Source organism: Gaetbulibacter saemankumensis DSM 17032 (genome assembly GCF_000425645.1).
GTDB lineage: Bacteria > Bacteroidota > Bacteroidia > Flavobacteriales > Flavobacteriaceae > Gaetbulibacter > Gaetbulibacter saemankumensis.
Genome location: NZ_KE384430.1, coordinates 231,427 through 246,125, shown reverse-complemented (window position 1 = coordinate 246,125; position 14,699 = coordinate 231,427). Strand labels below are relative to the sequence as shown.

The following is a 14,699-nucleotide window of genomic DNA, read 5'->3' as shown; positions in this document are numbered from 1 at the left end:
TTTAGTGGTGTTAGTTGATTATTTTAGTGTTCTAAAATATTCTAGTACAGCTCTGGCATCTTCTTCAGATAAATTTTGATTAGCCATTGGGGAACCGTTGAATTCAATTAGTAATTCTCTTGCAAGGGGATCATTTTGCGTCATTTCATCCGGGTTTAAAATCATATTCATAACCCATTCTGGTGTACGACGCTCTAAAATACCTTTTGGTGCAGGGCCGATAAATTTTTTGTCAGGTCTATGGCAGGCAGTACACATTTTTTTAAATACATCGGCGCCATGGGTTGCCATTTCTTGATTTATCTCAGCATCTAAGGTAATGGATGAGATAGGACCAATGCCCTTATTTTTCAAATCAACTGTTTTTGATGCTGGTAATTTTTCAGATTTAACCGTAGTGGATGTTTCAGTTGTGCTTTGTTTCTCATAGGAGAAGGGTTTTTTCTTTTCCGCTTTGCCTCCGCAGCTTAGAGCCAAGACAATTGATAGGATGGCTAGAATGTTTAATAGTGCTTTCATAATATGAATTTATTTCAATCAAATATATTTCAATCAAATATTAAAAAATATGATAAATCTCATATTTAGGATAAAATTATCCTAATTTGAGATGTGAATTTTATAAGTTAAACGTTTAATAATTAAAAATTAGAAGTAAACTCTAACAAACGGAGCCCAAGCATCGGCATAAATACTTTTACTGCTTTTGTATAATACATCATATCTAACACCCACTGTAACAGGACCATTTCTGTAACCTGCCCCTAAAAATAATGCAGGGTACCAGTAGTTGTCGTTGCGGTAGTTTAATGAGTTTTCGTATTTGCGGTTAATATGTAATTCTTCAAATTCAGCTGATAATTGTAAGCTTCGAATTGGGGAAAAGAGTCCAATTAAACTACCTCCTAAAACCGTAGATTTATAGAAATCTTTACTTTTGTTATATGTGGCATTGAGTCCGAGGCCTAATGCCGCTTTTGGGGAGAATCTGTATAGAACGCTGGGCGCAAGGGTGCCACTAAAAAAACCGTTGCCTATACTAAGGCCTATCCCTCCTCCAAATTGTAAATGGTCTGAGAAATTACTCGAATTTTGTTGGCTGTAAGAATTGTTAAATAATCCGATAGAAATAAAAATAAACAGGGCTAAAATTTTATTCATCTTATAAATAAGGTTTTCTTTTTTATGAATCTATAATAAATTAACTAAAAAGATGCGTATTTAGTTTTTAGGTATTTTTAACCTGTTATAAATATAGTAAAACAACAACTAATTTTACTAAAAGTTGTATTTTTGCTCGAAAATTTGACTAAAAGATAGTGAATTAAGAAAATAATGGATAAATTTTCCTTTTTAAATGCAGCACATACAGCATACTTTGCTGATTTGTACGAGCAATATTTACAAAACCCAGATGCGGTAGAACCAAGTTGGAGAGCGTTCTTTCAAGGTTACGATTTCGGTAGTGAAGATTATGGGTTACAAGGTGAAGTCATTGATGGTGTTTCAACTCAAATGCCGGAGTATCTTCAGAAAGAATTTCAAGTAATTAAACTTATTGATGGTTATAGAATGCGTGGACATTTGTTTACCAAAACAAATCCTGTTCGCGACAGACGTTCTTATTCACCAACCTTAGATATTGAAAATTTCGGTTTAACCGAAAACGATTTAGATACCGTTTTTAATGCCGGTGAGATTCTCGGTATAGGAGCTCAAACTTTACGTGAAATTATAGTGCATTTAGAGCGTATATATTGTAGCTCGATAGGTGTAGAATATATGTATTTGCGTAATCCTGAAGTTATCGGGTGGTGGCAAGAAAAGTTAAATACGAATGATAATCAACCAAGCTTTTCAGTAGAAAAGAAGAAATACATTCTTTCAAAGATTAATCAGGCGGTAACTTTTGAAAACTTTTTACAGACCAAGTACGTTGGTCAAAAACGTTTCTCATTAGAAGGAGGGGAATCTTTAATTCCAGCTATTAGTAATGTGTTGTTTTACGCAGTTGAAAAATATGGCGTGAAAGAATGTGTTTTAGGGATGGCTCACCGTGGACGTTTAAGTACCTTGGTAAATATCTTCAGAAAGCCTATGCATGAGTTATTCAGCGAGTTTGATGGTAAGGATTTTGAGGATGAGAATATTGATGGTGATGTTAAGTATCATTTAGGCTTAACTCTAGATAAGACTTACCAAAACGGAAAGAATATAAAAATGAACTTGGTGCCGAATCCATCGCACCTAGAAACAGTGGCTTCCGTTGCTGAAGGGATTACACGAGCTAAGATTGATAACGATTACAATGGCGATGATTCTAAAATAATTCCAATTGTAGTGCATGGCGATGCTGCAATTGCAGGCCAGGGTATTGTTTATGAGGTGGCGCAAATGAGTCAACTTGCTGGTTATAAAACGGGAGGAACAGTACATATTGTTGTAAATAATCAGATTGGATTTACAACGAACTATTTAGATGCGCGTTCAAGTACCTATTGTACGGATGTGGCTAAAGTAACTCTCTCTCCGGTATTACATGTAAATGCCGATGATGCCGAAGCAGTAGTTCATGCAGTGGAGCTAGCCTTAGATTATAGAATGCGTTATAAAAAGGATGTATATATCGATTTATTAGGATACCGTAAATATGGTCATAACGAAGGCGATGAGCCTCGATTTACACAGCCTAAATTATATAAAGCCATTTCTAAGCATAATAATCCGTTTGATATTTATTCAAATAAATTAATAGCCGAAAATACGATTGATGCGGCTTATAAGAAGAGTATTATTGATGAGTTTAAAGGTACTTTAGAGTCTGAATATACCAAGGCCCGAGAGTCTGATTCTTCGAAAGTAAGAGAGTTTATGCAAGAGCGCTGGGAAGGATTTGAGCGTTCTGACTTAGATGGGATGCTGCAACCTGTTGATACTACCTATGCAGAGGAAAAGTTAGAAGGTATTTCTAAAGTAGTTTCAACGGTGCCTGAAGGTGTTAAGTTTGTTCGCAAAGCGGAAAGAATTCTAGATGGTCGGGCAAAGATGGTTTTTGAAGCCGATTCGCTCGATTGGGGTATGGCCGAAACTTTAGCTTACGGAAGTTTGTTAGAAGAAGGATTCAATGTACGTATTTCAGGCCAGGATGTCGAGCGCGGAACGTTTAGTCATAGACATGCTATTTTGCGTGATGAGATTTCAGAAGATCGTATTAATTTGTTAAATACAAATCCTGAGAACAAGGGGGAAATGTATATTTACAACTCCTTTTTATCAGAATATGGGGTGCTAGGTTTCGATTATGGCTATGCTATGGCAAACCCGAACACGCTAACTATTTGGGAAGCCCAGTTTGGGGATTTTAGTAACGGGGCCCAAATTATTTTCGATCAGTATTTATCGGCAGCAGAAGATAAGTGGAAAGCACAAAATGGCATTGTGGTTTTACTGCCTCACGGATATGAAGGTCAGGGATCAGAACACTCTTCGGCGAGAATAGAGCGTTATTTGCAGTTATGTGGTGATGACAACATGATTGTTGCCGATTGTACCACGCCTGCTAACTTCTTCCATTTGTTACGTCGCCAGATGAAACGTAATTTCAGAAAACCTTTAATAGTTTTTACACCTAAAAGTTTATTGCGCCATCCAAAGGCAGTGTCTAGCTTAAGTGAATTGGCAAAAGGTGAGTTCCAGGAAGTAATAGATGATAGTATTAATCCGGAGAACGTTAAGAAATTAGTATTCTGTACGGGTAAGTTTTACTACGATTTATTAGCGGAACGTGAAGCTTCCGGGAGAGAAGATGTAGCCTTAGTGCGAATAGAACAGTTATTCCCATTACATTTAGATAAAATCCAAGAGGTAATAAGCCGTTACCCGAATGTTGAAAAGTACGTTTGGGCTCAGGAGGAACCTAAGAATATGGGGGCTTGGACGCATATGGCACAGCGTATGGATATAGTAAGATTAGAAGTAGCTTCCAGGCCATATAGCTCGGTGCCTGCACCTGGTTCAAGTACAAGAGATAAAAGAAGACAGCAACGCGTTATTGATGCTGTTTTTGACAAAAATTAGTTATTAAAAAGAAACAGTAAAATCCAATTAAAATTATACAGGAATGATTTTAGAAATGAAAGTGCCTTCGCCAGGTGAATCTATAACAGAAGTAGAGATAGCTACATGGTTAGTTGAAGATGGTGATTATGTAGAAAAGGACCAAGCGATAGCAGAAGTAGATAGTGATAAAGCCACTTTAGAATTGCCTGCTGAAGCTAGTGGGACGATAACACTTAAAGCAGAAGAAGGTGATGCTGTAGCAGTTGGAGCTATAGTGTGTTTAATAGATACGGCAGCTGAAAAACCAGAAGGTACAGAGGCACCTCAAGCGGAAAAGCAGGAGGAAGCTCCTAAAGCAGAGGCTCCAGAGCCAGTTGCTCAGGAAACTAAGACTTATGCAACGGGGACAGCCAGCCCTGCGGCTAAGAAAATTTTAGCTGAAAAAGGTATGGACGCATCAGCGGTGTCAGGTACAGGTAAAGATGGTAGAGTAACTAAAGAGGATGCTGTAAAAGCAGTCCCTTCAATGGGAACACCTACTGGAGGAAACCGAGGTACTTCAAGAACTAAAATGTCTATGTTACGTCGTAAAGTTGCAGAGCGTTTGGTGGAAGCTAAAAATACCACTGCAATGTTAACGACCTTTAATGAGGTTAACATGACGCCTATTTTCAACTTGAGAAATGAATATAAAGAAGCCTTTAAAGCTAAGCATGGTGTTGGATTAGGCTTTATGAGTTTCTTTACCTTAGCAGTTGTTCGTGCGTTAGAAATGTATCCTGCTGTAAATTCCATGATTGATGGTAAAGAAATGATTTCTTACGATTTTGCTGATATCAGTATTGCTGTTTCTGGTCCTAAAGGATTAATGGTTCCTGTTATTAGAAATGCTGAAAACTTAAGTTTTAGAGGTGTTGAAGCAGAGGTGAAGCGTTTAGCTTTACGTGCTCGTGACGGACAAATTACTGTTGATGAAATGACCGGAGGTACATTCACTATAACAAATGGAGGTGTTTTTGGAAGTATGTTATCAACGCCTATAATTAACCCTCCGCAAAGTGGTATTTTAGGAATGCATAATATTATCGAACGTCCTATTGCTGTAAATGGTAATGTTGAAATACATCCTATGATGTATGTGGCTTTATCTTACGATCATAGAATTATCGATGGTAAGGAAAGTGTTGGATTCTTAGTAGCCGTAAAAGAGGCGCTTGAAAATCCAGTTGAATTATTAATGAATAACGATGTTAAGAAAGCTTTAGAGCTTTAAATATTGATTTTAAAATAAACTAAAAGGGCTAACTTAACAGTTAGCCTTTTTTTATTGGGTTTGTTGTCGTTCAGATTTTGGAAGTTTTAAATACAGATACTTTTTATCGTAATCTATAATGCCTTTACCTTTCTTCAAAATATCGGCACCAATAATGCCATCAACAGGTTTGGAGTCATGATTGGTTAGAGCTGTATTTACGTGGGTGAGATTAAATAACACTAAAACTGTCTTGTCATTTTTCCATTTACCAATTTTCAATTTATTTTTTTTAGACATTTTAGTTTCCATGTTAATGGCGCCTGCACCGGCAGCCATGATGTTTGAATCTTTTACCTTAAGATTAAAACGATCAGTTGCGGCAAAATCCACGCAGGAATTGGAGGCTCCTGTATCTAAAATAAATAGGCCCTTCTTGCCATTAATACTTGCTTTTATTTCGAAATGATTGGTTCTTGTAAGGTGTAATTTTATTTTAGTGTATCCTTTTTCAAGAAGAAAATCTTGTAAAGTTGCCATCAATAATTTTTTAAGCAAAGATAATCATGTAAAACCATTATTTTTGCAAATCAAATACTAATAAAAACGATTCGTTTGATTATTACCGATACACACACACATTTATATAGTGAGGCTTTTGATGATGATAGAAGTGAGATGATAGAAAGAGCGATAGCATCAGGAGTTACTAGATTTTTTATCCCTGCTATCGATTCAACTTACACAGAATCTATGCTTCAGTTAGAAAAAGACTACCCGAAGCACATATTTTTAATGACCGGTCTGCATCCAACACATGTGAAAGCTAATTTTAAGGAAGAGTTGAATCATGTCGAAGATATGCTGAAAGCACGTAAATTTTATGCAGTTGGTGAGATAGGTATCGATTTATACTGGGATAAGACCACGCTTCAAATTCAGCAGGAAGCATTTCGTTTTCAAATTAAATTGGCAAAGCAATATAAATTGCCTATTGTTATTCATTGTCGAGAAGCATTCGATGAAATTTTCGAAATTCTAGAGGAAGAGAAGAGCGATGATTTGTTTGGGATTTTTCATTGTTTTACAGGAACATTCGAGCAAGCAAAACGAGCTATTACTTGTAACATGAAATTAGGAATAGGTGGTGTAGTTACTTTTAAAAATGGTAAAATTGATCAGTTTTTAAATCAAATTGATTTAAAACATATCGTTTTAGAAACGGATGCGCCTTACTTGTCACCTGTACCTTATCGCGGGAAAAGAAATGAAAGCGCGTATGTTTTAAATGTATTAGAGAAGTTATCTAACCTTTATAATATATCTAACGAAGAAATCGCGGCTATTACAACACAAAATTCAAAAGACGTATTTGGTATATAATAATGAATAAAATAAAACCTAACATATTACTAATCTATACGGGTGGTACCATTGGTATGATAAAAGATTTTGAGTCAGGAGCTTTAAAAGCTTTTGATTTTAAAAACCTGTTGGATAAGATTCCGGAATTGCAGTTGTTAGACTGTAATATTGATACCATATCGTTCGAGAGTCCGATAGATTCAAGTGATATGAACCCTGAATACTGGGTACAAATAGCCAATATTATTGAGGAGAATTATAATTCATTTGATGGATTTGTGGTGTTACATGGTAGTGATACGATGAGTTATTCGGCATCTGCGTTAAGTTTTATGTTAGAAAATTTAGTGAAACCGGTTGTATTTACGGGATCTCAACTTCCGATTGGTGATTTAAGGACCGATGCGAAGGAAAATTTGATAACCTCCATTCAGGTAGCTTCATTGCTAGATAGAGGTAAGCCAGTGGTCCAAGAAGTGTGCTTATATTTCGAGTATAAATTATACCGTGCTAATCGTACTTCCAAAATAAATGCAGAACATTTTGAAGCATTTGCTTCTCCAAACTACCACGATTTAGCTGTTTCTGGGGTGCATTTAAAGGTGAACACAGATTATTTATTAAAACCAAACTCAAGAAAACCATTTAAGGTTCATAAAAATCTGGACAATAATATTGCCCTTATTAAATTATTTCCAGGGTTATCGGAGCAGGTTTTACAAAATATTTTAAACACGCCCAATTTAAAGGCTGTAATTTTGGAAACTTATGGTTCTGGAAATTGTACTACTCAACCATGGTTTACCAAATTGTTAGAAACTGCTATTAATGAAGGTATTCATATTGTTAATGTTACACAGTGTGCAGGAGGTAGTGTGATGATGGGGCATTATGAGGCCAGTAACCACTTGAAAGACATTGGTGTAATTTCAGGTAAGGATATAACAACCGAAGCAGCGGTTTGTAAATTAATGTATATGCTGGGGCAAAATATATCGAAAAAGGTTTTTAAAACAATTTATGAAACACCATTACGGGGAGAAATCTCCTAAAATTAACTTATAATATTTTAAGGTTCAAAGAATTTTTTGTTATTTGAGCCGCTGAAAAAAGAGTGCAATTAAATAAAGAGAGGTGGCCGAGTGGTCGAAGGCGCACGCCTGGAAAGTGTGTATACGTCAAAAGCGTATCGAGGGTTCGAATCCCTTCCTCTCTGCTTATATTTTATGTATTAATTGTATTATTTTTTATATCTTTAACACTTTAAACAAATAAAATTAAGATCTAGAACATGAAAAGATTATTTTCTATCCTTGCCATTACTGGAATGATGGCTTTTGGAACTGTTAATGCAACTACCAACGCAAGTGCAACTACAACAACTACAACTGTAGTAACAAGTACAACTCAAGATGAAGAAGCAGCACCTGCAGAAACACTTGGTTTTCATCAAGAATTAAAAAAGAGATTTATTGAAGGTGGCCCTGGTTTTATGGGTATTGTATTGTTATGTTTGATATTAGGTTTAGCAATTGCTATTGAGAGAATTATCTTTTTAAACTTATCTACAACAAACACAAAGAAATTAACTCAAGATGTAGAAGATGCTTTGTCTTCAGGTGGTGTTGAAGCTGCTAAAGAAGTTTGTAGAAACACTAAAGGACCTGTAGCGTCTATTTACTATCAAGGTTTAGATAGAACTGATGAAGGTCTTGACGCTGTTGAAAAAGCTGTTGTAGCTTACGGTGGTGTTCAAATGGGACAACTAGAGAAAAATGTATCTTGGATTTCATTATTTATCGCTTTGGCACCAATGCTTGGTTTCATGGGTACGGTAATTGGTATGATTCAAGCATTCGATAAAATTGAAGCAGCTGGTGATATGCAACCATCACTTGTAGCAGGAGGTATTAAAGTGGCACTTTTAACAACCGTATTTGGTCTTGTAGTGGCAATTATCCTTCAGATTTTTTATAATTACATTATTGCTAAAATTGATAGTATCGTTAACAACATGGAAGATGCTTCTATTACGTTAATGGACCTATTAATTAGAAATAAAAAGTAATAATAAAAAATACAACGAATTATGAATTCACATAAAATATTAAAAATAATAGCCTTTGCTCTTGCTATTATTGGTGCGATTTTTGCACTAATGATTATGACGGGAGACGAAGAAACTGCTCAAAATATGAGCGGTAATATGCTATACATTGCTTACATCGTATTTGGTATTGTACTGGCAATGGTGTTAGTATTCGTTATAACAGGGCTATTTGCAGGAAACTTAAAGAAGACCTTACTAACCGTAGGAGCATTCTTTGCAATTATTCTATTGTCTTATGCCATTTCTTCTGGAACAGATTTGGATTTAAAACCATTCACAGATAAAGGGCAGGATATTACTGAAGCAACTTCTAAAAAAGTTGGAGCTGGATTATATGCATTTTACATATTAGCTTTTTTAGCTATAGCATCGATGTTGTATTCAGGAGTAAAAAAAATATTTAATAAATAGATTATGGCAAAAAGAGCAGCACCAGAAGTTAATGCGGGCTCCATGGCCGATATCGCGTTTTTACTCTTAATTTTCTTCTTAGTAACAACTACTATTGAGACAGATTCGGGTATAAACCGTAAGCTTCCTCCTATCGATGATAGTGAGGCTAAGCCTCCAGTAATTAAGCAAAAGAATATCTTTACTGTACTTTTAAATGGAAAAGACCAGTTACTTGTTGAAGACGAGTTAATGGAGCTAAAAGATTTAAGACAAGCAGCTATTGAGTTTTTAGATAATGGTGGTGATGGTTCATGTAGTTACTGTAATGGGAAGAAAGATCCTTCTTCCTCTGATAATCCTGATAAAGCCATTATTTCTTTAAAGAATGAGCGTGAAACGACTTATAAAACCTATATAGCGGTACAAAATGAGTTGGTGGCAGCGTATAATACTTTAAGAAATAAAAGAGCGCAATCTTTATATGGTAAATCCTTTCAAGAAATGGAAGCCGATTATAAAGATGTTAACTGGCCAGGAAATAAGGAAAGACTTAAGGAACAAATTGAAAAAATCAAGTTGGAATATCCTCAAAAGCTTTCTGAAGTACAATAATTTAACATTATAAAAACATGGGTAAATTTAATAAGAAAAAGAAAGGTGATTTGCCAGCAATATCTACCGCGTCCTTGCCAGATATTGTATTTATGCTGTTATTCTTCTTTATGGTGGCTACAGTAATGAGACAAAACACCTTAATGATTGAGAATAATTTACCATTCGCCGATCAGGTTGAGAAGCTTGATAAAAAGGATTTGGTAATGTATATTTATGCTGGTAAGCCAAGTGAAAATTATAAGCAATATGGTACTACAACAAAAATTCAACTGAATGATAAATTCGCAGATGTAAGTGAAATTGCAGCATTTATTGCTGCAGAAAGAGCATCTAAGCGTGAAGAATTAGTACCATTCTTAACAACTGCTTTAAAGGTCGATAGTGAGGCTAATATGGGTATTATTATGGACGTTAAGCAGGAATTACGTAAAGTAAATGCACTTAAAATAAATTACACTACCAAAAAAGGTAAGGTAACGAATTAGATTTTAATTCTTAATTTTATATTTAAAAGCGTTTTGATTTTCAAAACGCTTTTATTTTTTGATATAATGGGTATCTTCAATTATATTTGATAAAATAGATTTATATCCGGTCTGGCATAATCAATGAAACGATTCATATTTGTTTTTATAATATTCATTCAAACTCTCAGAGTTATGGCTCAAGAGGTGCCAAACACCAAGGTGGATTCTCTGTATAGAGAGGATCAATTCTTTTTTGGTATTACTTATAATCTATTACTAAATAAACCTGACAATGTTAAGCAAAATGCGTTTTCAGCAGGATTTCATTTAGGGTTTATTAGAGATATGCCTATTAATAAACGTCGGAATTTGGCAATAGGTCTAGGTCTAGGCTTTTCTACGAATTCATATAATGAAAACTTACTTATCACGAAATTAGAAACGGGCACCTATAATTATGAAATTTTGCCGAATGCTGAAACCTACCGACGAAATAAAATTTCTAATAATATTATTGAAGTACCACTAGAATTTAGATGGCGTAGTTCTACTTATACCGAATACAAATTTTGGAGAATATATTCGGGATTTAAGTTTGGTTATGTTATTAGTGATAATGCTAAACATAGAGGGGATATTGGTGATTTTGATTATGGAAATATTGAAGATTTGAATGAGTTCCAGTATGGATTAACTCTAGGTGTGGGTTATAATACTTGGAATTTTTATGCTTATTATGGTTTGAACTCCCTCTTAACTAAAGACGCTGTACTTAATGGAAACAGTATCGATATGAGTACGCTTCAAATTGGTTTAATGTTCTATCTTTTATAGCCAATAATTCACTAAAAGTAACTGAGGTAATACTCCAATAAAAGCCCCAATAATAAGTTCTTTATAGTTGTGCGCCTTGAAGTGGAGTCTAGATGTAGCTATGGCTCCAGATAAAATACTCATGATGGCCAATGTCCCGTTTATATTAATGCTAAAATGGATGCTCAACGCGATAAAGAACATGAATAAGCCCGATACCGCAATCATGTGTATGCTTGCCTTAAATTTCACAAAAGCTAGGGCTAAACAGGTTATATTGGATATTAAAATACCAATAAAGAAATAATATAGTTCAATAATCTGAGAAGCCGGTATAATCCGTTTTACAATCACTAATATAACCAGGCAATTTAGAACTAATGGAATAATACGTTCCTGAACCGAATTTAAATAGATTGTACTAACCTTTCCTAAAGTTTTTAAAAGAAAATATAAGAGTATGGGTAGTAGAACTGTTAAAATAAAAATTGAAATAAATTTGGCTCTTATCACCTCAAAAGGAATAAATCTTGGTGATTTAGCAAAGTAAAAGGTAATACCTAAAACTGGCATTATTACAGGATGAAAAATAAATGAGATACTCTTTAAAATTCTATCCATTATATTTTTTTACGTAATCGTGCTACCGGAATATCCAGTTGCTCCCTGTATTTTGCGACAGTACGTCTAGCAATAGGATAGCCTTTTTCTTTTAAAATTGAAGCTAGAGTTTCATCGGTAAGTGGCTTTCGTTTGTCTTCTTCCTCGATAACAGTTTCTAAAATATTTTTAATTTCTTTCGTTGATACTTCTTCCCCCTGATCATTAGTCATAGATTCTGAAAAGAATTCTTTAATCAATTTGGTACCATAAGGTGTATCAACATATTTACTGTTGGCTACTCTGGAAACGGTAGATACATCCATCGATATCTCGTCGGCAATATCCTTAAGAATCATGGGCTTTAAATTGCGCTCATCTCCGGTAAGGAAATAATCTTTTTGATAATGCATTATAGCACTCATGGTAACATATAGCGTTTGCTGACGTTGTTTAATAGCCTCAATAAACCATTTTGCTGCATCCAATTTTTGCTTTATAAAAGTAATGGCATCTTTCTGTGATTTCGATTTCTCTTTAGCTTCTTTATAGCCTTTTAGCATATCATTATAACCACGAGATACATGAAGCTCCGGTGCATTACGACCATTAAGGGTTAATTCAAGTTCACCATCAACAATTTTAATAGCAAAATCAGGAACTACGTGTTCTACAATGCGATTATTACCAGAATACGAACCGCCAGGTTTCGGGTTTAAATGCTCTATTTCATGAATGGCATCTTTTAATTGGTCTTCAGAAATGTCAAATTTTTGAAGTAACTTTTTATAGTGCTTCTTCGTGAATTGCTCGAAAGCATTATCGATAATATTTATAGCCAGTTCAGAGGTCTTCGATTTGTCTTTCCGGTGTAGTTGAATGCTTAAACATTCCTGTAAATTTCGAGCACCAACACCGGCAGGATCTAATTGGTGAACAATTTTAAAAACTTTATTAATTTTTTCTTCGGAAGTATAAACGTTTTGTGTAAAAGCTAAATCGTCCATAATATCTGTTGAAGAACGTCTAATATAGCCACTTTCGTCTACACTCCCCACGAGGAATTCCGCAATGTCGCGTTCTTCCTCGTCGAGTCTGTATGTGTTAAGTTGATTTTTTAAATGTTGAGTAAATGAAGTGCCTGCTGCATAAGGCATGGTTTTTTCTTCATCATCACTGCTGTAATTATTAGCCTGCGTGCGGTAATCTGGAATTTCATCGTCGCTTAAATACTCATCGACATTAATATCGTCATTACCAATGATTTCACTATCGTTAATGTCATCATTCGAATTGTCAAAATTATCAAAATCGTCATATTCAGTATCCGATTCTTTACCGCCTTCAAGGGCTGGGTTTTCCTCTAATTCTTGTTTAATACGTTGCTCGAAAGCTTGTGTTGGCAACTGAATCAATTTCATTAATTGAATTTGTTGCGGCGACAGCTTTTGCGATAATTTAAATTGTAAATTTTGCTTGAGCATAGAGTATCTCTTAATTGGAGTTAAAAGTAAAAAAAATCTTTTATCTCAGAACTAACAATTAAGCCGTTTTATTAAAACTCCGCATTTTGTGGTGTTCTAGGGAATGGAATAACATCCCGAATATTACTCATTCCAGTGGCAAACATAACAAGACGTTCGAAACCTAAGCCAAAGCCAGAATGTACTGCAGTACCAAATTTTCTAAGGTCTAAATACCACCAAAGGTCTTCTTCCGGGATATTAATAGCTGCCATTTTTTCTTTTAGTACATCTAAACGCTCTTCACGTTGTGCACCACCAACTATTTCACCAATACCTGGGAATAAAATATCCATAGCACGAACTGTTTTGCCATCATCGTTTAAACGCATGTAAAAGGCTTTTATATTGGCTGGATAATCAAATAAAATCACCGGACATTTAAAGTGTTTTTCTACCAAGTAACGTTCGTGTTCACTTTGTAAATCGGCACCCCATTCGTTAATGATGTATTTAAATTTCTTCTTCTTATTAGGTTTACAGTTTCTTAAAATATCGATAGCTTCTGTATAGCTTACACGCTTAAAATTGTTTTCACTAACAAATTTTAATTTTTCAATTAAACTCATTTCGCTACGTTCCGCTTGGGGCTTTGTTTTTTCTTCGTTTAATAAACGATCGTTTAAGAAATCTAAGTCTTCACGGTTATTTTCAAGAATATATTTTATCACGTAGCGCATAAAGTCTTCCGCTAGATCCATGTTACCTGGTAAATCCATAAACGCGACTTCTGGTTCAATCATCCAGAATTCTGCTAAGTGACGTGATGTATTTGAGTTTTCTGCTCTAAAGGTAGGACCGAACGTATAGACTTTACCCAAAGACATAGCATAGGTTTCAGCCTCTAATTGACCAGAAACCGTAAGGTTTGTTTCTTTTCCAAAGAAATCTTTAGAATAATCTGTGGCTCCATTCTCATCTTTTGGTAGATTCTGAGGATCTAAACTGGTTACCCGGAACATTTCACCCGCTCCTTCAGCATCACTTCCTGTAATGATAGGCGTGTGCATATAATAGAAACCATTTTCGTTAAAGTACTTATGGATGGCAAACGAAAGCGATGAGCGTAAACGCATAACAGCACTAAAAGTATTGGTTCTAGTACGTAAATGGGCATTTTCTCTTAGAAATTCAAATGAATGTTTCTTAGGCTGGATAGGGTAGGTTTCGGGGTCACAGTCTCCCAAGATTTCAAGCTCTTTTACTTGAATCTCTACACTTTGTCCTTTGCCTTGACTTTCAACTAATTCTCCTTTTACCTGAATAGCTGCACCAGTGGTAACGCGTTTTAATAGTGATTCATCAAAATTTTCAAATTCAACAACACACTGGATGTTGTTTAGTGTTGAACCATCGTTTAATGCAATAAAACGATTGGCTCTAAACGTACGAACCCATCCTTTTATTTCTATTTCTACATTGGTTACTTCTTGCGATAATAATTCTGAAACAGTACGTAATGTCATGGTTATAAATTTATATTGTAAAGATAAAAAAGCGGC

Annotated in this window: 15 protein-coding genes and 1 tRNA gene; 10 read left to right on the top strand and 6 right to left on the bottom strand. The window is 35.1% G+C overall.

The annotated features are described in order from the left end of the window. Nucleotides 1–18 precede the first annotated feature (18 nt). On the bottom strand, nt 19–519 hold the full coding sequence (locus H611_RS0107780) for a c-type cytochrome (RefSeq protein ID WP_027137827.1): 501 nt from the start codon (nt 517–519) through the stop codon (nt 19–21). A gap of 129 nt (nt 520–648) precedes the next feature. Next, nucleotides 649–1,161, bottom strand: coding sequence for a hypothetical protein (locus tag H611_RS0107775; RefSeq protein WP_027137826.1), 513 nt, complete (start codon nt 1,159–1,161; stop codon nt 649–651). A gap of 174 nt (nt 1,162–1,335) precedes the next feature. On the opposite strand from H611_RS0107775, the gene H611_RS0107770 reads away from it, so the two are divergent. Together H611_RS0107770 and odhB are read left to right on the top strand one after the other, a co-directional pair. Next, nucleotides 1,336–4,077 (top strand): 2-oxoglutarate dehydrogenase E1 component, encoded by a 2,742-nt coding sequence (locus H611_RS0107770; protein ID WP_027137825.1) that lies wholly within the window; start codon nt 1,336–1,338, stop codon nt 4,075–4,077. Between the two features lie 43 nt (nt 4,078–4,120). Continuing rightward, entirely contained in the window at nt 4,121–5,332 is a 1,212-nt protein-coding gene (gene odhB, locus H611_RS0107765) for a 2-oxoglutarate dehydrogenase complex dihydrolipoyllysine-residue succinyltransferase (RefSeq protein ID WP_027137824.1), read from the top strand. 51 nt (nt 5,333–5,383) lie between these two features. On the opposite strand, the gene H611_RS0107760 is transcribed toward odhB, so the two are convergent. Further along, nucleotides 5,384–5,851, bottom strand: a complete 468-nt coding sequence (locus tag H611_RS0107760) for a retropepsin-like aspartic protease (RefSeq protein ID WP_027137823.1) — start codon at nt 5,849–5,851, stop codon at nt 5,384–5,386. Between the two features lie 75 nt (nt 5,852–5,926). Here H611_RS0107760 and H611_RS0107755 point away from each other — a divergent pair, with 75 nt between their 5' ends. The 8 genes from H611_RS0107755 (at nt 5,927) to H611_RS0107720 (ending at nt 11,095) form a co-directional block, all read left to right on the top strand. Beyond that, nucleotides 5,927–6,694, top strand: a complete 768-nt coding sequence (locus tag H611_RS0107755; protein WP_027137822.1) for a TatD family hydrolase — start codon at nt 5,927–5,929, stop codon at nt 6,692–6,694. A gap of 2 nt (nt 6,695–6,696) precedes the next feature. Continuing rightward, a complete protein-coding gene (locus H611_RS0107750; protein ID WP_027137821.1) occupies nt 6,697–7,728 on the top strand; it encodes an asparaginase in 1,032 nt (343 codons plus the stop codon). Nucleotides 7,729–7,804: 76 nt separating this feature from the next. Then, nucleotides 7,805–7,892, top strand: a tRNA-Ser gene (locus tag H611_RS0107745). A 75-nt stretch (nt 7,893–7,967) separates the two neighbouring features. Then, complete coding sequence (locus H611_RS0107740) at nt 7,968–8,744, top strand: MotA/TolQ/ExbB proton channel family protein (RefSeq protein ID WP_027137820.1); 777 nt, start codon at nt 7,968–7,970, stop codon at nt 8,742–8,744. A gap of 21 nt (nt 8,745–8,765) precedes the next feature. After that, nucleotides 8,766–9,197 carry a membrane protein gene (locus H611_RS0107735; RefSeq protein WP_027137819.1) on the top strand — a complete coding sequence of 144 codons (432 nt, stop codon included), beginning with the start codon at nt 8,766–8,768 and terminating at the stop codon, nt 9,195–9,197. A 3-nt stretch (nt 9,198–9,200) separates the two neighbouring features. Beyond that, nucleotides 9,201–9,791, top strand: coding sequence for an ExbD/TolR family protein (locus H611_RS0107730; RefSeq protein WP_027137818.1), 591 nt, complete (start codon nt 9,201–9,203; stop codon nt 9,789–9,791). 17 nt (nt 9,792–9,808) lie between these two features. Further along, a complete protein-coding gene (locus tag H611_RS0107725; RefSeq protein ID WP_027137817.1) occupies nt 9,809–10,279 on the top strand; it encodes an ExbD/TolR family protein in 471 nt (156 codons plus the stop codon). Nucleotides 10,280–10,402: 123 nt separating this feature from the next. Continuing rightward, nucleotides 10,403–11,095, top strand: a complete 693-nt coding sequence (locus tag H611_RS0107720) for a porin family protein (protein ID WP_027137816.1) — start codon at nt 10,403–10,405, stop codon at nt 11,093–11,095. Here the strand turns inward: H611_RS0107720 and H611_RS0107715 are convergent. The 3 genes from H611_RS0107715 to asnS form a co-directional block, all read right to left on the bottom strand. Continuing rightward, a complete protein-coding gene (locus H611_RS0107715; RefSeq protein WP_027137815.1) occupies nt 11,090–11,695 on the bottom strand; it encodes a hypothetical protein in 606 nt (201 codons plus the stop codon). The two genes, H611_RS0107720 and H611_RS0107715, sit on opposite strands and share 6 nt — an antisense overlap. Continuing rightward, nucleotides 11,695–13,158 (bottom strand): RNA polymerase factor sigma-54, encoded by a 1,464-nt coding sequence (gene rpoN / locus H611_RS0107710; protein WP_027137814.1) that lies wholly within the window; start codon nt 13,156–13,158, stop codon nt 11,695–11,697. Before rpoN ends, H611_RS0107715 begins: the two co-directional genes overlap by 1 nt. A gap of 71 nt (nt 13,159–13,229) precedes the next feature. Further along, the gene (gene asnS, locus H611_RS0107705) at nt 13,230–14,663 is read right to left on the bottom strand and encodes an asparagine--tRNA ligase (protein ID WP_027137813.1); all 1,434 of its coding nucleotides are present in this window, start codon (nt 14,661–14,663) and stop codon (nt 13,230–13,232) included. Between the last annotated feature and the right edge of the window lie 36 nt (nt 14,664–14,699).

Bases quoted from the DNA above. Each gene is read 5' to 3' on its own strand.
- H611_RS0107780 (WP_027137827.1), bottom strand. From the start codon at position 519: ATGAAAGCACTATTAAACATTCTAGCCATCCTATCAATTGTCTTGGCT.
- H611_RS0107775 (WP_027137826.1), bottom strand. From the start codon at position 1,161: ATGAATAAAATTTTAGCCCTGTTTATTTTTATTTCTATCGGATTATTT.
- H611_RS0107770 (WP_027137825.1), top strand. From the start codon at position 1,336: ATGGATAAATTTTCCTTTTTAAATGCAGCACATACAGCATACTTTGCT.
- odhB (WP_027137824.1), top strand. From the start codon at position 4,121: ATGATTTTAGAAATGAAAGTGCCTTCGCCAGGTGAATCTATAACAGAA.
- H611_RS0107760 (WP_027137823.1), bottom strand. From the start codon at position 5,851: ATGGCAACTTTACAAGATTTTCTTCTTGAAAAAGGATACACTAAAATA.
- H611_RS0107750 (WP_027137821.1), top strand. From the start codon at position 6,697: ATGAATAAAATAAAACCTAACATATTACTAATCTATACGGGTGGTACC.
- H611_RS0107740 (WP_027137820.1), top strand. From the start codon at position 7,968: ATGAAAAGATTATTTTCTATCCTTGCCATTACTGGAATGATGGCTTTT.
- H611_RS0107735 (WP_027137819.1), top strand. From the start codon at position 8,766: ATGAATTCACATAAAATATTAAAAATAATAGCCTTTGCTCTTGCTATT.
- H611_RS0107730 (WP_027137818.1), top strand. From the start codon at position 9,201: ATGGCAAAAAGAGCAGCACCAGAAGTTAATGCGGGCTCCATGGCCGAT.
- H611_RS0107725 (WP_027137817.1), top strand. From the start codon at position 9,809: ATGGGTAAATTTAATAAGAAAAAGAAAGGTGATTTGCCAGCAATATCT.
- H611_RS0107720 (WP_027137816.1), top strand. From the start codon at position 10,403: ATGAAACGATTCATATTTGTTTTTATAATATTCATTCAAACTCTCAGA.
- H611_RS0107715 (WP_027137815.1), bottom strand. From the start codon at position 11,695: ATGGATAGAATTTTAAAGAGTATCTCATTTATTTTTCATCCTGTAATA.
- rpoN (WP_027137814.1), bottom strand. From the start codon at position 13,158: ATGCTCAAGCAAAATTTACAATTTAAATTATCGCAAAAGCTGTCGCCG.
- asnS (WP_027137813.1), bottom strand. From the start codon at position 14,663: ATGACATTACGTACTGTTTCAGAATTATTATCGCAAGAAGTAACCAAT.